Annotated in this window: 14 protein-coding genes and 1 pseudogene; 7 read left to right on the top strand and 8 right to left on the bottom strand. The window is 60.0% G+C overall.

Annotation, left to right across the window (positions count from 1 at the left end):
* Nucleotides 1–3: 3 nt before the first annotated feature.
* The 3 genes from ACR3EN_RS07870 to ACR3EN_RS07860 form a co-directional block, all read right to left on the bottom strand.
* Complete coding sequence (locus ACR3EN_RS07870; RefSeq protein ID WP_480871211.1) at nucleotides 4–2,289, bottom strand: glycosyl hydrolase family 28-related protein; 2,286 nt, start codon at nucleotides 2,287–2,289, stop codon at nucleotides 4–6.
* A gap of 126 nt (nucleotides 2,290–2,415) precedes the next feature.
* A complete protein-coding gene (locus tag ACR3EN_RS07865; protein WP_480825873.1) occupies nucleotides 2,416–2,817 on the bottom strand; it encodes a DUF4864 domain-containing protein in 402 nt (133 codons plus the stop codon).
* A gap of 48 nt (nucleotides 2,818–2,865) precedes the next feature.
* The gene (locus ACR3EN_RS07860) at nucleotides 2,866–4,440 is read right to left on the bottom strand and encodes a lysine--tRNA ligase (RefSeq protein ID WP_480825871.1); all 1,575 of its coding nucleotides are present in this window, start codon (nucleotides 4,438–4,440) and stop codon (nucleotides 2,866–2,868) included.
* Between the two features lie 208 nt (nucleotides 4,441–4,648).
* On the opposite strand from ACR3EN_RS07860, the gene ACR3EN_RS07855 reads away from it, so the two are divergent.
* Both ACR3EN_RS07855 and ACR3EN_RS07850 read left to right on the top strand, forming a co-directional pair.
* The gene (locus ACR3EN_RS07855; RefSeq protein WP_480825869.1) at nucleotides 4,649–6,655 is read left to right on the top strand and encodes a cellulase family glycosylhydrolase; all 2,007 of its coding nucleotides are present in this window, start codon (nucleotides 4,649–4,651) and stop codon (nucleotides 6,653–6,655) included.
* A gap of 126 nt (nucleotides 6,656–6,781) precedes the next feature.
* Nucleotides 6,782–7,204 carry a tellurite resistance TerB family protein gene (locus ACR3EN_RS07850; RefSeq protein ID WP_480825867.1) on the top strand — a complete coding sequence of 141 codons (423 nt, stop codon included), beginning with the start codon at nucleotides 6,782–6,784 and terminating at the stop codon, nucleotides 7,202–7,204.
* On the opposite strand, the gene dacB is transcribed toward ACR3EN_RS07850, so the two are convergent.
* The 3 genes from dacB to ACR3EN_RS07835 form a co-directional block, all read right to left on the bottom strand.
* The gene (gene dacB, locus ACR3EN_RS07845) at nucleotides 7,201–8,679 is read right to left on the bottom strand and encodes a D-alanyl-D-alanine carboxypeptidase/D-alanyl-D-alanine endopeptidase (protein WP_480825865.1); all 1,479 of its coding nucleotides are present in this window, start codon (nucleotides 8,677–8,679) and stop codon (nucleotides 7,201–7,203) included. The two genes, ACR3EN_RS07850 and dacB, sit on opposite strands and share 4 nt — an antisense overlap.
* Nucleotides 8,680–8,746: 67 nt before the next feature.
* Nucleotides 8,747–9,367, bottom strand: a complete 621-nt coding sequence (locus tag ACR3EN_RS07840) for a nicotinate-nucleotide adenylyltransferase (RefSeq protein ID WP_480825863.1) — start codon at nucleotides 9,365–9,367, stop codon at nucleotides 8,747–8,749.
* A gap of 32 nt (nucleotides 9,368–9,399) precedes the next feature.
* A complete protein-coding gene (locus ACR3EN_RS07835) occupies nucleotides 9,400–9,783 on the bottom strand; it encodes an MOSC domain-containing protein (RefSeq protein ID WP_480825861.1) in 384 nt (127 codons plus the stop codon).
* Between the two features lie 225 nt (nucleotides 9,784–10,008).
* On the opposite strand from ACR3EN_RS07835, the gene ettA reads away from it, so the two are divergent.
* From ettA to ACR3EN_RS07820, 3 genes and pseudogenes are all read left to right on the top strand, one after another.
* Nucleotides 10,009–11,676: an energy-dependent translational throttle protein EttA gene (ettA, locus tag ACR3EN_RS07830; RefSeq protein WP_480871209.1), complete on the top strand. Its 1,668-nt coding sequence runs from the start codon at nucleotides 10,009–10,011 to the stop codon at nucleotides 11,674–11,676.
* Between the two features lie 809 nt (nucleotides 11,677–12,485).
* Nucleotides 12,486–12,692: a cold-shock protein gene (locus tag ACR3EN_RS07825; RefSeq protein WP_480614380.1), complete on the top strand. Its 207-nt coding sequence runs from the start codon at nucleotides 12,486–12,488 to the stop codon at nucleotides 12,690–12,692.
* Nucleotides 12,693–12,860: 168 nt separating this feature from the next.
* Nucleotides 12,861–13,413: pseudogene (locus ACR3EN_RS07820) on the top strand (L,D-transpeptidase).
* On the opposite strand, the gene ACR3EN_RS07815 reads toward ACR3EN_RS07820, so the two are convergent.
* Together ACR3EN_RS07815 and ACR3EN_RS07810 are read right to left on the bottom strand one after the other, a co-directional pair.
* Nucleotides 13,410–14,024, bottom strand: a complete 615-nt coding sequence (locus ACR3EN_RS07815; protein ID WP_480825855.1) for an SOS response-associated peptidase — start codon at nucleotides 14,022–14,024, stop codon at nucleotides 13,410–13,412. The pseudogene ACR3EN_RS07820 and the gene ACR3EN_RS07815 sit on opposite strands and share 4 nt — an antisense overlap.
* A gap of 10 nt (nucleotides 14,025–14,034) precedes the next feature.
* Nucleotides 14,035–14,655: an arylesterase gene (locus tag ACR3EN_RS07810; RefSeq protein ID WP_480825853.1), complete on the bottom strand. Its 621-nt coding sequence runs from the start codon at nucleotides 14,653–14,655 to the stop codon at nucleotides 14,035–14,037.
* A gap of 69 nt (nucleotides 14,656–14,724) precedes the next feature.
* On the opposite strand from ACR3EN_RS07810, the gene ACR3EN_RS07805 reads away from it, so the two are divergent.
* Together ACR3EN_RS07805 and ACR3EN_RS07800 are read left to right on the top strand one after the other, a co-directional pair.
* Nucleotides 14,725–15,420: an ABC transporter ATP-binding protein gene (locus tag ACR3EN_RS07805; RefSeq protein WP_480825851.1), complete on the top strand. Its 696-nt coding sequence runs from the start codon at nucleotides 14,725–14,727 to the stop codon at nucleotides 15,418–15,420.
* The gene (locus tag ACR3EN_RS07800; protein ID WP_480825849.1) at nucleotides 15,417–17,945 is read left to right on the top strand and encodes an ABC transporter permease; all 2,529 of its coding nucleotides are present in this window, start codon (nucleotides 15,417–15,419) and stop codon (nucleotides 17,943–17,945) included. The genes ACR3EN_RS07805 and ACR3EN_RS07800 overlap by 4 nt, the downstream gene beginning before the upstream one ends.
* Nucleotide 17,946 lies beyond the last annotated feature (1 nt).

Genomic DNA, 17,946 nt, shown 5'->3' with positions numbered 1-17,946 from the left:
CGTTCAGGCGTCAATCCGCATGATCGCCGAAACAGCGCCACGCAATCCTTCGGGCCAGCGCAGCCGGATGTCACGCTGGCCTGATCCCTGTTCCAGCTCAACATACGGGGCCGCATAGCGGACCGAGTTAAAGACAGACCGCAATGCGCCGATCGCCACAACTGAATCACAGCCGCGCGCGCGTCCGCCAAACGGCAAGCGTCCTTGTGAGCTGACTGTCCAGGCTGACGAGGTCGAGCTTTGCGAATGGCGTACGCGCAGCGGGCTGGCGCTGTGCGTATCAATCCCATGGAACGTGTTGTTCTCAAAGCTGACATTGCGGTGGCTGTCGGCGTCGAGGTCGGCAAAGCTGGTGTCCACGCGGTCGACCCGTTCGGTATCGGCACCGCTGATACGGAACTTGTTGCCAGTCACGGTAAGCCCATTCAGATAATGCCCGGACCCATATGGGCGGATAACAAAATAGCTGAACCATGGCGCAACATTGCTTGCGTAGAAGATGTTATCGGTGACGCTGAGGGCGCTGAACGAATAGCCCGAGCTATAATCCGGTTCCGAGTCCCGCTCATTTGTCCATTCGATAAAGCAGTTATCCACATAATTCTCGGCGATAGATGAACTGTTCGATCCTCCGATCAGCACCAGCCCTGCGTTACGCACTCCGTTGGGTACACCATCCCCCTGAAAGAAGTGGTTGCCCAGCACCAGATTGTTGTCGCCTCCCAGCACTGCGAAATGATGAAACCGCGTCGCCCGGTTGTGGCGCAGTTTGACGTCGTTGGCATTGGAATTCAGCGCGATCGAGCTGCGGTCGGCCACATCCAGACCTTCTTCGGTGGACAAGAACTGACACCCGTCAATCAGCATCCCCTGACACCCTTGTCCGATCGAGGTGATACCACGATCCTTCGGACGGCTGACGAAACAGTCTTTCAGCACAAAGGTGTTACCGCCAGGCGACAGACGAATGGCACTGCAGCGGCCGTTGCACTGGAACTCGATTCCTTCCATGTTGAACTTCTGCAGCGCGCTGAAGCCGCTGAAATCCAGCAGGTATTTGAAAGCGGTAAAGGTAAAGTTCTGCGTCCCCGCCGCATCATAGATCGGCGCGTTCAGCGTGATCTCACCGGCATTGTCATCCTTTGAGCGTACATAGATCTCGCGCCCCACGCCGCTGCCGGTCACCAGCGATCCGACGGGGATATTGGCGATATTGGCCACATTGGTCAGCTTGCGGGAATCCGACGGATCATAGGTCGCGACCGAGGTAAAGGTCTCGGCATCCCACGCGGCGCTGCTTTTGACATCGAACTGCCCGTTACGCACCACCCGGCGGGTGGCATAGCCGGTGCGGTTGGGTACCGCCGCCGCCATGTCGATCGGCTCGCTCACCGACACCTTGCGCCCGCCCAGATCCAACGATTCATGGTCCGAATTGTTCAGCAGCGCCTGAAACGCCTTCTTGAAGGCCAGCGTTTCATCCCCGAAGGCCGAGATATAGGCGGGCAGGTCGAAATTCTTGGTCAGCAGCAGCATCCTGTCATCGGGCATCGTCACGGTGCCGTCGAACTCAATCTCAGAGCCGATGCTGGTATTCTGATCCAGCAAAAACACCCCCTGCGGGACATAGACCTTCCGGCCATTTGCAGCCTGATCCGCCGCCTCAAACGCCGCCGAGTCATCGGTGGACCCATCGCCGACAGCGCCAAAATCGCGCACATCGACCACACCGATCAGATCGCGCAGGAACGCACCGGTAATGTCTACAATCTCAAGATCGTCGACCCGCACCACGGCCCCGTTGGTGCCATCAATGTTCAACCCGAAATGACCATAAAGCACCGTCGGACCCCAGGGCATGTCCACGCCCGGTCGCTGCCCGGTGCCGACGATGGCCGTTACCTCGTGCACAGTGCCATAACCCGTCAGTTGCGTTGCCGGGCCTTGTTCGACGAGCCCGGCCACATGCGTATCACCCGCGCCGCCAGCCCAACCGGCAATGCGCACTTCGGGCAACGGCCCGCTGATCGCCTTCACGCGCGCTTTGATCTGCAAGTAACAGCCGGGCAACACCTGCGTCTGCCCCATATAGCGCAGCTGCTGCGTGGCCTGCGTCTTGTAGATCTCCAAACAGCCCGCAAAATCCGCATCCGCCGGAACAAATGCTCCTGATCCCGACCCCTCATAGGTCGGCGATCCCGGCGTGCCGTCGCCGCTGGACCACACCCCCAAACCATCCGCAAACGCGGGTGGCATGAACACGATACCGTCGGTGATTGCCTTGTTCATATGAAACCCCTTTCCAATCGCGCCATGCGCGCCAAAACCCGAGACCCGGATGGTTTCCGGGCGCGAAGGTCTTGCTATCGAAAAGGGATTAACCGCCGCTCATATCACCGTGACGGTGGTGTTGCCTTACGCGGCGGGATCGGAATTGCCCAGAAGCTGCACGCCATTGATCTTCCAGCCGCCTTCAAGGGGCACCATCTGATAGTCGAGGATATGCACACGGCCCTCACCATCCACGACCTTCACCTTCTGCCACAGGTCCCCGTTGACCTCACGCAGGTCCAGAAACTGCACATCCGCAGGTCGCCAGACCATCGGATAGCCGCGCTGCACCATGACCCCGAAATTCTCGGGCGTGCCGAACAGGCGCTGGATATTGGGGCTGGCAAAGGTAAAGGCTGTGGCGAAGTCATCCGCCTTGAACGCCTGTATCTGCGCGGAAATATTCGCCTCGATCTCGGCGCTTTGGGCAAACGCCCCCGAGGCCATCCCGGCACCTAAAGCAACAGCAAGCAGTAAACGACGCATGGGACCACCTCCTGATGAAAGGGTAGCCCCACGCGGGATCAGGTCAAATCAGACCAGCTCTCCGGCCAGCGCCTTGTCGATCAGAGCGATGGTTTCAGACACGCCATAAAGCGCGATGAACCCGCCGAACCGAGGGCCTTGGCTTGCGCCCAGCAGCACTTCGTAGAGCGCGGTGAACCAGCCCTTCATCGGATCAAACCGCTCACGCCCGATGGAATAGACCACCGATTGCAGCGCCTCATCCTCGGCGGGCCCGTCATAGGCTTCTAGCGCTGCTTTCAACGCCTCCAGCGCCTCACGCTCTTGCTCGGTGGGCGCACGGTGCTTGCGCGTCGGTTTGACGAAATCGTTGAAGTAGCGCACCGCAAAGCCCGCCGCCTGATCCAGATCGGGATGCGTCTCGGCCGTGGCCTCGGGCGCATAGCGGCGGATGAAGCCCCACAGAGCCTCCTTGTCCTCGGCCCCCGAAACAGACGCCAGATTCAGCAGCATCGCAAAGGGCACCATCAGCGTGGATGCAGGCACATCCCCACCGTGGATATGCCACACCGGATTGTTCAGCTGCGCCTTCAGGTCCTGCCCGGGATAGGCGCGCAACTGCTGATGATACTCATCATAGGCTTTCGGGATCACATCGAAATGCATCCGCTTGGCCGTCTTGGGCTTTTGATACATGAAATAGGCCAGAGACTCAGTCGGCGCATAGGTCAGCCATTCGTCAATCGACACGCCATTGCCGGACGATTTCGAAATCTTCTGGCCGTTCTCATCGAGGAAAAGTTCATACGAGAAATGCTCGGGCGCGCGGCCACCCAAAGCCCGGCAGATCGCGTCATAGATCTTCTCGTTGGTTGCATGTTCCTTGCCATACATCTCGAAATCCACGCCCAGCGCTGCCCAGCGCGCACCGAAATCGGGCTTCCACTGCAGCTTAACGTGGCCACCGGTGACCGGAACCGTCCATTCCTTGCCAGTCTCGTCATCGAAAGTGACGGTATAGGTCTCGGCACAGACCTTCTTCATCGGCACATACATCACCCGCCCGCTTTCGGGATGCAGCGGCAGGAAGATCGAATAGGTCTGCTGCCGCTCCTCGCGCAGGCTTTTCAGCATAATCGCCATGATCTCGTCATAACGCTCGACCGCGCGCTTGAGCACTTCGTCAAACTGCCCGGATTCGTAGAATTCCTTGGCCGAGTAGAACTCATACTCGAACCCAAAGGTATCCAGAAACCGTCGCAGCATGGCGTTGTTATATTCACCAAAGCTCGGGTATTCGCCGAAAGGGTCCGGGACCGAGGTCAGCGGACGCTGCAGATGCTGCTCCAAAACCTCCGGGTTCGGCACGTTCGTCGGCACTTTACGCATCCCGTCCAGATCGTCCGAAAAGCAGATCAGCTTGGTCGGAATATCCGACAGAGCCTCAAACGCGCGCTTGACCATTGTGGTCCGCGCGACCTCACCAAAGGTGCCGATATGCGGCAGCCCCGAGGGGCCATAGCCCGTCTCGAACAGCACATATCCCTTGTCCGGCGCGCCCTTCTGGTACCGTTTGAGCAACCGCCGCGCCTCTTCAAACGGCCACGCTTTGGACGTCATCGCGGTTTCACGCAGGTCGGACATAGATTTGCTCCATCGGGATAGCTGCCAATCGCACCATGCGACCGGACCGGCCCCTGTTATTGTGCAGGTGCAGTATGAGTCAATAAAACAGGCGGCTTTTTCTGCGCGCGCCCGAAAAGCTACGCAGCTACCGAGCAGAGAGTAGTTTCACGAACGCCTGCAACGCGCTAACCTTCATACCCATACACAGCTCAGCCCGAGACACCCAATGATTAGTCTGAACCTACAACTTCGTCAGATTATTTCGGCGTTCTGCGTCGGATTGAGCGCAACCATCGCAGCGGCGCAATCAAATGAAGATGTTCAGACTTGGCCCTTGGGGGCGCTTCATCTGGAAACGCCCATTCCCGATCTCAGCACGCTCAATCACCGGCCTGCTGGCATTCGTGGTAAAATTCAGGCCCGCGGCGCTGAGCTTTTCTTTGAAGACGGAACGCCCGCGCGCTTTTGGGGCGCGAATCTGCAGGCCTATGCACTGTTCCATACAGAACCGCGTTTCATGCGTGCGCACGCCCGGCGGATGGCGGGCCTCGGTTACAACCTCGTGCGCATTCACCACCACGACTCACATTGGGTGCAGCCCAACATCTTTGGCGAAGAGGCCGCTACAACACTTAAGCTGGAGCCTCGCTCGCTAAGAAGACTTGACCAGTGGATTGCCGCGCTGAAAGCCGAAGGTATCTACATCTGGCTCGACCTTCACGTCGGCCGTCGACTGACGGCCAACGACGGCGTAGTAGATTTTGACGAGATTGCGAAGGGTGAAGCCTTGGCCAGTCTCAAGGGCTTCAACTACGTATCGCCCAGCATCGAAAAGCTGATGCTTGACTATCAGGATATGTATCTGCGCCATGTCAACAAAATCACCGGACTGTCTTACGCAGAAGATCCCGCAGTGATCGCTGTCATGATCACCAACGAAAATGATCTGACCCATCATTTTGGAAACGCTTTGCTGCCGGACAAAGACGTGCCCATCCACAACTCGATTTACATGGCAGCCGCCGACAGCTTTGCGTCCGAGCATGGTCTGAATCCGAATGCGACATGGCGCTCTTGGGAACATGGTCCTTCGAAACTGTTCCTCAATGACCTTGAGCGTCGGTTCAATGACAAGATGATCGAAGGTATTAATGCGACCGGCTTTGAAGGGCTTATAACAACCACAAGCCTGTGGGGCGGGATGTCCATCGCCGGGCTTCCCTCCTTGACGCGCGGCTCGATGATCGACGCCCACAGCTATGCGTCTGAAGGCGACATCCTACGGGATCCAAAAACCCAGTCTGGTTTTCTGGACTGGATCGCAATCGCTCAAATCGCCGACATGCCATTGAGTATCTCCGAGTGGAATATCGGAGAGTTCCCCGGCGAACAGAGATTTGCTGCGCCACTTCGCATGGCCGCGCGCGCTGCGCATCAGGGATGGGATGCGCCCATCGTCTATGGCTATTCGCAACAGCCCTTGAACGGGCCACTGCGCCCCAGCAATTGGAGCATGGCGGAAGATCCCGCAATGATCTCAATGATGCCCGCAGCGGCCCTTCTCTTTCGTCAAAGCCATGTGCGGCTTGCAGAAAGGACCTACATCCTGTGTCCGGATCGCGAAACCTATTTTGGCACCAACATAACACCAGATACATCGATCGGCATACGGACAATAGCGGGGCAAAGTCGGTTGGTGACATGCAAGCCCGCCACACCCGCGCTACCTTGGCTGCAAGCGACCCGGCTAGATGAGATGGCATACGAGCCGTTGGATATCGGGCAATCCTACCTTGAAGAAAATGCCCGAGTCATCCGGGCAGATACCGAAGAGTTTTACCGATCTTTCGAGGACGGCCTGTTCGTCATCGATACCAAGAAAACACAGTCCGTAGCAGGCAGGTTGTCAGGCAATGCGATTACCACCTCAGACGTTATGTTCGAAATTCGGAACCCTATGGGCGCAGTTGCGGTGCAGAGCCTAGATGAGGCACCTATCACAGGATCACGGCGCATTCTGGTATCTGTGTCGGGTCGCGCCGTTCCGGAAGACACATCTTTTCGCGTGGAACCGCTGGACGGTCAAATTCAAATAGTGGCGCGCCCCGAACTCACGCTGGGTTTGCTGGATGGAACGACCAAACCCGATCCAGGCGCGCATCGCTACCTGAACGGGGTACATGTGATCGATCTCGAAAAACTCGGGACCATAAACTGGTTCTATCTTGAGTGAGTCGCACCCGAACACTCAGAAACACGCAATAGCCGCATTTGGCTTCGCTCGTGCTCAACAAGGTGTTGAACCTCCTTTCACCGCCTCCTATCGTGCCCGCGAACCAATATCACTCAGGACGACCCCATGACCGAGCAAAGCCCACATCCCATGTCCCCGCAGGATTGCCTTGTGGCGATCATGGTTGCGGTGTCCGCCTCGGATGAAACCATTCGCACTGCCGAACTGGTCAAGATCGAAGCCGCCGTCAACATGCTGCCGGTCTTTGCGGGCTATGACATCGACCGCACCCGAGTCGTCTCGCAGATCGTGTTCGATCTGTTCGAGCAGGAAGACGGGCTGGATGCGCTGTTCGGTCTGGTCCGCGAAAACCTGCCCGAGCGCCTGAATGAAACCGCCTATGCCCTGGCCTGTGACGTGGCCGCAGCCGATGGATCCCTGGCCGAGACCGAGCTACGCCTGCTGGAAGAAATCCGCTATGAGCTCAGCGTCGACCGCCTGCATGCCGCCGCGATCGAACGGGGTGCCCGGGCACGACACGCAACCTAACTGCCGTAAAGCGATCCCCAGCGCTCGATCAGGTTGCGCTGCAGCTTGCGCGATCGCCGGTTCCAGGCCCGCGCGCCATCCGGGCGTTCGCGTTGCGCGCGCGGGATCGTCTCGCGATGCGCGATATCGGCGGTAAAGATCGCAAACGCCAGCTCGTTGCCTTGGGTCGTCGTGATATAGCCGCCCAGGCCCGAGACAAAATTCAGCGTCCCCGTTTTGGCATCCACCTTGATGGGATGATCCTTGACAGGGCGTCCATTACTGTCCGCAAGAGTGAAAGATCGCAGCAACGGTCTGAGTTGTTCGGATTGCCCTGCCGCAACCAGCGTTTTGACCAGATCGCCGGGCACCATGCGCGAGGCGCCGTTCAGCCCAGAGTGATCGACCATCGCGATCCCATCTGCGCCGAAGGCCGCGGCTGACCAGCGGTTCATCTCGGCGGCAGAATCTGCAAGGGTTTGCGGCCTCGCGCCACGCGCGCTTGTCGCCGCCAGGCCCACCATTTCGGCTGTCAGATTGGTCGAATATCTCAGCATCCCTTTCAGAATGCTGTCCAGCGGGTCGCTTTGATGCACAACCAGCGGCACACCTTGCGGACGCTCCCGCGTCACCTGTACCCGCTTCAATACGATCCCGTTGACCCGCGCCAAAGTCTGGAACACATCACCCGCATACAGCGCGGGCTTGCGCACGGGCAACCACCGCGCACCGCCACTGCCCAATGCGCCCTTGGCCACGGTCCAACGGTCCTGCCGCGCGCTTGGCTCATATGTATAGATTGGAAGGCTGCGACTCTCGACGCGCATTGCCGCCATTTCCACCGACGGAGCATAATGGGCGCTGCGCGCGTCCATGGTCACCCCATAGCCGCTGCCCTCACGCTTCCATTCAAAATGCACACGATTGAAATTTAACGAGATCCCGCTGATCGCCGGGCTATAGCCAAGATGATCCGGCTGCCCCGGATCGATGCTGAACACATACGGCAACGCACCTTCATAAACCTTAAACGCGCCCCGCACCTCGGTGATGCCGGCCTCACGCAGATTGGCCGCCATTGTTGCCAGCGCATCCGTATCAAGCAAAGGATCACCGCCCCCGGCAAAGATCAGATCCCCTTGCAAAATGCCATTTTCAACCGGCCCATCCGCAATCAACGCTGTCTCGAACCGATACTCGGCCCCCAGCACATCCAGCGCATAAAGTGCCGTCAGCGCCTTGGCGACGCTCGCGGGGGGCAGGCTTGCCCCTTCGCCGAACTCCTCAAGCGGGGTTCCGGTCTCAACATCGGCCACGGCGAACACAACGTCACCCCGTAACCCTGCCGATCTGACCAAACGTTCTACAGCGCTGGATTGCGGCCCACGCAGCTGAGGGCGCAGGGATACCAACGGGGCTTCGGCCAGTGCTGCAGCGGGCACCAAAGACGCCCCTAAACCACTCAGAAAGAAACGACGCGAAATACGATCGACCATGGGTCTATTAGAATCCCAGAGCTTAAATGCAGACAATCACCAGATTAAGATTATGCGCCAAGAGGAGTCATTCTCGCAACACCCCTGCCCCCCAGATGCCGCGATTGCGAAGATCAGTTGAACTGACGTCAACCATCGGCACGTTCACGAAACACCAGGCCGGGGCCTGTGCCCGCCCCAGAAGATGCCGCGCCTGCCCGTCGATCCGGTATTTGGCGTAAAGCCGTGCCGCCGGTGACATCCGCGCCGAGATCCGATCCCCTGGCCGCGCCACAACGCCGACGGGGATACTGTCCATGATCAGCCGCCAGTCTTTCCAGCGATGGAACTGCGCCAAATTGTCGGCCCCCATGATCCACACAAATTTCACGTGCGGATAGAGCCCGCGCAACACGGCCAGCGTATCTGCCGTTGCCCGCGTTCCGGTCAACCTCTCGATATCTGTCACGTTGACCCTGGGGTGGTGCATCACCGCCCGCGCAGCCTGCAAACGTTGTGGCAAAGGCGCGGGCCCTCGGGTCTTCAGGGGATTGCCCGGAGACACCAGCCACCACACCCGATCCAGCCCGAACGCTTTCATCGCCTCGCGCGTGACATGCACATGGCCCTGATGCGGCGGATCAAAGGACCCGCCGAATAGCCCGATCACCTGTCCGGGCCGTACGTATGGAATGGCATATCGCTCCATCCCTTGCTGATGTTCAGAACTGTGGGGCGTTGTCAATCAACAGGTTGCACCGCATCACCCAGCCTGATCCGACCGGGTCGTATCACCTCAGCGCACCATCCCCCATGTCCGCGCACGGCGGAATAGCCGCCTTGGCCTAAGGCTTCCTCCATCCTGCTGCACGGCGCGCAGATCACGGCAAGGCGCAAAACGGCCTCGCCCACCTGCACCTCTCGCGCCTTGAGCGCCGCCAGATTGATCCCTGAAACCACCAGATTGCGCCGTAAGGTTTCAGGGGCCACCGCGCTCCGGCCAAGATATGCGCCAATGGCCGCCAGATGCTCGTGCTGTATCAGGGTCACGGCACGATTACCTGCCCGCGCCCGATCGCCATTGAGGCCATCCGCTGAGATCATGGCCTCATCTAGCGCAACCATCTCCGCGCGTCGGTCTGGTCGAAGACCAATCCAATCAACTCGCCCCGGTTGCGCCCAACCGGCAATCAGTTCCGCAAGTTCCGCCAAAACCCCACCACTCCTTGTTGTGTCGCCTCTACTGGACCTTACGGCCATACAAAATTCACAAAACCACCAGCTTGCCCCGCCCGCCCTGCTCGGATATCCAGCGTTTCAACTCAATTTCCCCGACCCAGAGGACGCGACATGGCCGCCTATCAATATGTCTACCACATGCAGGGTGTCTCAAAGACCTATCCCGGTGGCAAGAAGTGCTTTGAAAACATCCACCTGAGCTTTCTGCCCGGCGTGAAAATCGGTGTCGTCGGCGTCAACGGCGCGGGTAAATCGACGCTGATGAAGATCATGGCGGGCCTCGACACCGACTTCACCGGTGAGGCATGGGCCGCCGAGGGTGCAAAGGTCGGTTATCTGCCGCAGGAACCGCAACTGGATGACTCGCTGACCGTCCGCGAAAACGTCATGCTGGGCGTGGCCGCAAAAAAAGCCAAGGTCGACCGGTTCAACGAAATCGCCATGGAGATCGCCGAGAATTACTCCGACGAGCTGATGGAGGAAATGACCACCCTGCAGGACGCGATCGACGCCGAAAACCTCTGGGATCTCGACAGCCAGATCGACGTCTCGATGGAGGCGCTGCGCTGCCCGCCCGACGACGCCAACATCGCCAACCTATCGGGGGGTGAGAAACGCCGCGTGGCGCTCTGCAAGCTGCTGCTCGAAGCGCCCGACATGCTGCTACTGGACGAACCGACCAACCACTTGGACGCCGAAACCATCGCCTGGCTGCAGCAGCACCTGATCGATTACAAGGGCACCATCCTGATCGTCACCCACGACCGTTATTTCCTGGATGACATCACCGGCTGGATCCTCGAACTCGACCGCGGCCGCGGCATTCCGTACGAGGGCAACTACTCCGCATGGCTGGAACAAAAGGCCAAACGGCTGGAACAGGAAGCGCGCGAGGACAAGTCCAAGCAGAAAACCCTGCAGCGCGAACTGGAATGGATGCGCCAAGGCCAAAAGGCCCGTCAGGCCAAATCCAAGGCCCGGATCAACGCCTATAACGAGCTGGCCGAGCAGTCCGAACGCGAAAAGCTGACCCGCGCCCAGATCGTCATCCCCAACGGCCAACGCCTTGGCGGCAAAGTGATCGAGGTCGAGGGCCTGTCGAAACACATGGGCGACAAGCAATTGATCGAAGGGCTGGACTTTGCCCTGCCCCCGGGCGGCATCGTCGGCGTTATCGGCCCCAACGGCGCGGGTAAATCGACGCTCTTCAAGATGCTGACCGGTCAGGAACAGCCCGATGCTGGCACCATCACGCTGGGCGACACGGTCGAGCTGTCCTATGTCGACCAGTCCCGCGATGACCTGAAAGACAACGACACCGTGTGGGAGGCGATCACCGGCGGCGCAGAGATCATCCAACTCGGCGACGCGCAGGTCAATTCCCGCGCCTATTGCTCATCTTTCAATTTCAAGGGCGGGGATCAGCAAAAAAAGGTCTCTCTGCTATCCGGCGGTGAACGCAACCGCGTCCACATGGCCCGCCTGCTGAAAGAGGGCGGCAACGTCCTGCTGCTCGACGAACCAACCAACGACCTCGACGTCGAAACCCTGCGCGCGCTGGAAGACGCTCTGGTCGATTTCGCCGGCTGCGCCGTCGTCATCTCACACGACCGCTTCTTCCTCGACCGGATTTGTACGCATATTCTGGCGTTTGAAGGCGACGCGCATGTGGAATGGTTCGAGGGCAACTTCGAGGATTACGAAGAGGACAAAAAGCGCCGTCTGGGACCGGACGCGCTGGAGCCCAAGCGGTTGAAGCATAAGAAGTTTGCGCGGTGACTGATTGGGGAGCCATTGTTGGTGCCTTGGGCCTTGGCTCATTGGCCACTGTCCTAATCCAATGGCTCCTCGCACGTTCAGACAAGCGCCGGAGTCTTAGGTTTCAAGAACGCAAGAACGCCTATGTAGGCTTGTGGGAGGCCATGCATCGCTCAGAGATCGAAGGAACCGAGGAGGCCGCATTGCATGTAGGTCATTGGGTCGCTCGATGCGAACTTGTAGCTCCGCATTCGGTGCGATCAGCGGCAAACACGCTTGTCGATACACATCCCGGGTTAACCGAGCGCAAGGCCGCTGTACAGAATGTGTTGAAAGTTATGCGAAAGGACCTGGGAGTCTCTGAGTAGGCCGGGCTTCAGCCTAGCCTACGGTTCGCCTCCCGCACGCGCATGGTGAACCGCGCCCTGATCGCACCTCATCGCGTGGATTTGATCCGGCAAACTCACAAACACATCAAACCAGAACTGCGTCTCTCCTGGAGTCAGCGCAAAGGAAGCACGCAGATGCGCAACCTCTCGCCTCAACACATCCGATGGTCTGTCGGCTAACGACACGAAGAAGAATTACTTCACCCCGGGCAATCGAAGGCGGCGGTAACTGCCCATGCGGGTATCCTGCCGCAACCAACGCTACCAAATCGTTAACCAAGTCCCCCCTTGCCACACGCCCACCCCGATGCCATATGCAAAGGGCTTACGTTTTTCTATTTCGACCTACTGTCTCCTTCTACGGCGCTCAGTCACTCGATCCAGACTACGACGCCAGGCTGCCGCATCCCCGTGGGCAGCACCAAACAGGAGACAACGGATATGCCAGCAGGCACCGTAAAATGGTTCAACACCACCAAAGGCTACGGCTTCATCGCACCCGAAGAGGGCGGCAAAGACATCTTCGTACACATCTCGGCAGTCGAGCGTTCGGGCCTCACAGGTCTGGCCGACAACCAGAAGGTTACGTACGAGCTGCGCGCCGGCCGTGACGGCCGCGAAAGCGCCGACAATATCGAACTGGCCTAAGCCGTTCAAAGGGCGGAGCTTTCTCTCCGCCCACCCCATGCCGTTGCAAGGCATGTGTGGCCCGCAGAATACATCACATTTTAGTTATACATCCCCTCCGATTGACCAAATCGGATATCCTTTCGAGACTAGAACCAAAAACTCATTGGTCTTTGGAAGGGACGCAATATGTTTACACGCCGCGCTTTTGTGGCCGGAACAGCTGTCTGCCTGCTGCCCGGCATCGCCAGTGCCAAGAAAGCGGTCGAATACGACCCGACACCGCAGTTCGTGCGCATCAAAAAAGAGTTTCAGCCCGGTCAGCTGCTGGTCGCACCCCGGTCATTCTACCTGTATTATGTAACCGAGCCACGCAAAGCGATCCGCTATGGCTGTGGCGTTGGCAAAGCGGGGCTGGAATTCACCGGCTCGGCCACCATCGACGTCAAGAAAGAATGGCCCACGTGGCGCCCCACCAACGAAATGATCGAGCGGGACCCGATTGCCTATGCCCGCTTCAAGGATAACGACTATGTTCAGCCGGGTGGTGGAGACAACCCGCTGGGCGCGCGCGCTTTATCTGTTTCAGAACGGGGTAGACACCTATTTCCGCATTCACGGCACCACGCAACCGCAAACCATCGGGCATGCGGTATCAAATGGCTGTATCAGAATGCTGAACGAGCATGTTATCGATCTGTATAACAGGGTTCCGATCGGAACTGTGGTGACAGTCGTCTAGGGCGCGGACCAATCCACATCACCGGCCTGCCGAATGTACAACCGCCCATCAGGCCAAGGCTTTGCGAGTTGCTGAACCTGTTCCTGTGATCCGTTCAGCCATTGCTCGACCCCATTTCGGTCGAGGAGAACACCCATCCGGTGATGGATGGGTTTCAGGTCCGCGTTTGGCTCGCAGGTGACGGCGGCAACCTGATCGACACGCAACCCACCCGGCACCTGCCAGGCATCTGAGATGGCTGCAAACAGCAAGGGCGATCCGTCCTTGGCCGAGATGCGCCACGCGGTCTTGCGGCGCTTCTCTCCGGTCCATTCGTACCAGCCATCCACAGGAATAACGGCACGCCCAACGCCTTCGAAGGCGCTTTTGTCGAAAACCGTCTCGGCGCGTGCGTTGATAATCGTTTCCATCACCGGGCGTCCACGCGCATTCACACGACCAACCGGGATCATGCCCCAACGCATGAGCGTCAGCCCTTCGCGGGTCAGAACAACGACCTCTTGCCCTGGTTGGATGTTCTGGCGCGGGGGGTGCGGGGGAATATCCACCGAGACCCCAAGATCATCGGCAAGCTCAGATAGCGGTCGTGTCAGGAAGAACCGTCCGGGCATCGATCCGCTCCTATTTCGCGGCCTCCTCAGCCAAGATCAGAATTTCGGGACCAAGCGCATCGACGATTAACGAGACACCTTGCGCGTTGGGATGGATCCCATCCGGCTGCATATACTGACGCGCCTGCGCCGGATCGCCCGAAGCCGTCAGGCCAGCAAAAAAACTCTCGGCATACAGCGCGTCGAATTGTTGTGCCAGTTCCGGATACATGGTGTCAAAACGTTGCTTGTAATCCGGTCCGTAGTTGCCCGGCGCCTGCATGCCAACCAACAGAACCTCGACATCAGCTGCTTCAGCTGCATTCAGGATCGCTTCAAGATTCGCGCGAGAGGTATCCGGGTCTATCCCACGCAACAGATCGTTGCCGCCCAGCGCCACGATCATTCCGTCCACGTCCGGGGTCAAGGTCCAGCCGACACGCGCCGCGCCCCCTGCGGTGGTATCCCCGGAAACGCCTGCGTTGATCACCCGTACCTGCGCTCCTTGATCCTGTAACCAGCGCTGCAGTTGCGGCACAAACCCGTCCTGTTCCGGTAAGCCATAACCTTGTGTCAGGGAATCCCCCATCGCCGCGATAACCACCGGCTCGGCCGTCGCAGTAAAACCGCAACAGATCAGTGCCAAAGGCATCAAAGCCTTGCGGAGTTTCAGTTTCGCGCCATATCCCAAAGAACCGTACTCCCCTGACTGGCCTGATTGATGACGACACCTGTTCTTACCCTCCAAGATGCCGCTTTATCGCTGGATGGCAATGCCGGACGGGTGGATATCCTGCATGACATCACGCTGACCGTGAACAAGGGCGAGACGCTGGGCCTCGTCGGCCCGTCGGGGTCTGGCAAATCCTCGCTGCTGATGCTGATGGGTGGGCTGGAACAAGCCACCTCAGGCACCGTCCGCGCATTGGGTCATGATCTGAGCACGATGAGCGAGGATGCTCTGGCGCGGTTCCGGCGCGATGCGATGGGTGTGGTGTTTCAGAACTTTCACCTGATCCCGACGATGACAGCGCTGGAAAATGTCGCCACCCCGCTGGAGCTGGCGGGCCACAAGGATGCCTTTGCGCGCGCCGAGGCCGAGTTGGACGCCGTTGGCCTGTCCCACCGCCGCGATCACTACCCGGCACAGTTGTCCGGGGGCGAACAACAACGCGTTGCGCTGGCCCGCGCAGCAGCCCCGCGCCCGCAAATTCTGCTGGCGGACGAGCCCACAGGCAATCTGGACGAAACCAACGGGGCTGCGATCATCGACCTGTTGTTCGGGTTGCGCGACCGCCACGGCGCGACGCTTATTCTGGTCACACACAGCCATACACTGGCGCAGAAATGCGACCGTGTCATACGGCTGCGAGATGGCCGGATCGCCGAAGACACTCAGCGTGAGGCCGCCGAATGAGCCTGCGCCTGGCCGGGCGTCTGGCACGGCGCGAACTTCGCGGCGGGCTGCGGGGGTTCCGGGTGTTTCTGGCCTGCCTCGCCCTTGGGGTCGCCGCGATTGCGGCAGTGGGCTCGGTCCGGCAAGCGATCCAAACGGGGCTGACGCAGGAAGGGGCTGCGTTGCTGGGTGGCGATGCACAGTTGGAATTCACCTACCGCTTTGCCGACGATCAGGAACGTGCGTGGATGGAAAGCACAGCGCAAGCGGTCTCGGAGGTGGTTGATTTCCGCTCCATGGCTGTCACCAGCGATGGGGATCAGGCACAGCGAGGTTTGACACAGGTAAAGGCGGTGGATGATGCCTATCCGCTGCTGGGCACGGTGCGCCTGCAGCCTCAGATCAGCCTGTCTGATGCACTCGCAGGCTCAAATGGGCTGCCTGGCGCGGTGATGGACGCGGCGTTGATCGACCGTTTGGGCCTTGGCGTCGGCGACCCCTTCACCCTTGGAACGCAGTCCTTCACACTTATGGCTGCCTTGGAACATGAACCGGACGGCGCGGCCGATGGGTTTGCTCTGGGCCCCCGTACGCTGGTCCGCACGCAGGATCTGCAGGCCTCTGGTCTCTTGGCGCCGGGCACATTGTTTTCCACCAAATACCGCCTCGACCTGCCACCGGACGCACAGTTGGATGCGCTGGCAGCAGAGGCCGGGCAGTCCTTCGACGGCACTGGAATGCGCTGGACCGATGCCCGCAACGGTGCCCCCGGCATTTCCGAATTCGTGGGTCGCCTGAGCGCCTTTCTTATCCTCGTTGGCCTCTCGGGCCTTGCAGTTGGCGGGATCGGCGTTTCCGCAGCCGTTCGCGCCTATCTGTCCCAAAAGACCGAAACCATCGCCACCTTGCGCACGCTTGGGGCGGATCGCGCAACGATCTTTCAGACCTACATGCTCCAGATCGGAGTTCTGTCGGGCATCGGCATCCTCTTGGGCCTCGTCATCGGAGGCGCGATCCCGCTGTTGCTGGCCCCGATCATCGAAACCCGCCTACCCGTCCCTGCCGTTTTCTCGCTGTATACGCGCCCCTTGGCCGAGGCCGCACTCTATGGCGTACTGACCGCGTTCCTGTTCACCCTCTGGCCACTGGCTCGAACCGAAGAGGTGCGGGCTGCAACCCTATTCCGCGACGCACTGTCAACCGCGCGCAGCCTGCCGCGTCCGGTCTACGTCGCCGCGACGGCCATAGGACTGGCCCTGCTGATCGGCGCAGCCGCATGGTTCAGCGGATCGACATGGCTGACGCTCTGGACCAGCGGTGGATTGGCCGGAGCGCTTGCGTTACTGGCGCTGTCAGCCTTCCTGATCCGCAGACTGGCGCGCATCGGCACGCCTTGGGCAAGGGGCCGCCCGGCGCTGCGATGGGCCTTGTCCGCAATCTCGGACCCGCGCGAAGGGGCGTCCTCGGTTGTCCTATCGCTGGGCCTCGGGCTGTCGGTTCTGGCAGCGGTGGGTCAGATTGATGGCACCTTGCGCAACGCCATCTCTGGCAACCTGCCGGACGTGGCCCCATCTTACTTCTTCGTCGACATTCAGAAAGACCAGATGCCGGGTTTCACCGAACGGCTGGAGACCGACCCCGCCGTCAGCCGCATCGAAAGCGCCCCGATGCTGCGCGGTATCATCACCCGGATCAACGGACAGCCTGCCCGAGACGTGGCGGGCGATCACTGGGTCCTGGACGGCGACCGGGGCGTCACCTATTCGGACCAGCCGCCTCAGAACGCACGCATCACCGACGGCACATGGTGGACCGACGACTACGCGGGCCCGCCACAAGTCAGCTTTGCCGCCGAAGAGGCCGCCGAGATGGGTCTGAAACTGGGCGATGAACTGACTGTGAATATCCTCGGTCGCGATATCACCGCAGAACTGACATCCCTGCGCGAGGTTGATTTCTCGACCGCAGGCATGGGGTTCATCATGTCGATGAACCCACAGGCCCTTGCCGGGGCACCCCACAGCTTCATCGCGACCGTCTATGCCGAGGAACAGGCCGAGGCCGCCATCCTGCGCGATCTGGCCGGGCAGTTCCCGAATATCACTGCGGTCCGGGTGCGCGATGCCATTGACCGCGTGTCCGGCCTGTTGGCAGGTCTTGCTGCGGCCACGTCCTATGGCGCGGGGGTGTCGCTGCTGACCGGATTTCTGGTCCTGATCGGAGCCGCCGCCGCAGGCGAACCCGCGCGCCGGTACGAGGCGGCAATCCTGAAAACGCTGGGTGCAAACCGGGGCCGCATCCTGTGCAGCTTCGCCCTGCGCGCGGTTTTGCTTGGGGCGGCGGCAGGCTGTGTCGCGCTGTTGACAGGAATATTGGGCGGCTGGGCCGTGGCCACCTACATCTTCGACACCGGGTTCACGATCATCTGGTCCTCGGCGCTCGGCATCGTGTTTGCGGGCATCGCGGTGACACTGGGCGCAGGTCTGGCCTTTGCCTTGCGCCCGCTGTCGGTCCGGCCCGCACGCATCCTCCGGGCAAGCGACTGAG

This window comes from Ruegeria sp. G7, assembly GCF_056535465.1.
This window is presented reverse-complemented; position numbering and strand designations above follow the sequence as displayed.

Coding starts and splice junctions, on each gene's coding strand:
- ACR3EN_RS07870 (WP_480871211.1), bottom strand. CDS start 2,289: ATGAACAAGGCAATCACCGACGGTATCGTGTTCATGCCACCCGCGTTT.
- ACR3EN_RS07865 (WP_480825873.1), bottom strand. CDS start 2,817: ATGCGTCGTTTACTGCTTGCTGTTGCTTTAGGTGCCGGGATGGCCTCG.
- ACR3EN_RS07860 (WP_480825871.1), bottom strand. CDS start 4,440: ATGTCCGACCTGCGTGAAACCGCGATGACGTCCAAAGCGTGGCCGTTT.
- ACR3EN_RS07855 (WP_480825869.1), top strand. CDS start 4,649: ATGATTAGTCTGAACCTACAACTTCGTCAGATTATTTCGGCGTTCTGC.
- ACR3EN_RS07850 (WP_480825867.1), top strand. CDS start 6,782: ATGACCGAGCAAAGCCCACATCCCATGTCCCCGCAGGATTGCCTTGTG.
- dacB (WP_480825865.1), bottom strand. CDS start 8,679: ATGGTCGATCGTATTTCGCGTCGTTTCTTTCTGAGTGGTTTAGGGGCG.
- ACR3EN_RS07840 (WP_480825863.1), bottom strand. CDS start 9,367: ATGGAGCGATATGCCATTCCATACGTACGGCCCGGACAGGTGATCGGG.
- ACR3EN_RS07835 (WP_480825861.1), bottom strand. CDS start 9,783: ATGGTTGCGCTAGATGAGGCCATGATCTCAGCGGATGGCCTCAATGGC.
- ettA (WP_480871209.1), top strand. CDS start 10,009: ATGGCCGCCTATCAATATGTCTACCACATGCAGGGTGTCTCAAAGACC.
- ACR3EN_RS07825 (WP_480614380.1), top strand. CDS start 12,486: ATGCCAGCAGGCACCGTAAAATGGTTCAACACCACCAAAGGCTACGGC.
- ACR3EN_RS07815 (WP_480825855.1), bottom strand. CDS start 14,024: ATGCCCGGACGGTTCTTCCTGACACGACCGCTATCTGAGCTTGCCGAT.
- ACR3EN_RS07810 (WP_480825853.1), bottom strand. CDS start 14,655: ATGCCTTTGGCACTGATCTGTTGCGGTTTTACTGCGACGGCCGAGCCG.
- ACR3EN_RS07805 (WP_480825851.1), top strand. CDS start 14,725: ATGACGACACCTGTTCTTACCCTCCAAGATGCCGCTTTATCGCTGGAT.
- ACR3EN_RS07800 (WP_480825849.1), top strand. CDS start 15,417: ATGAGCCTGCGCCTGGCCGGGCGTCTGGCACGGCGCGAACTTCGCGGC.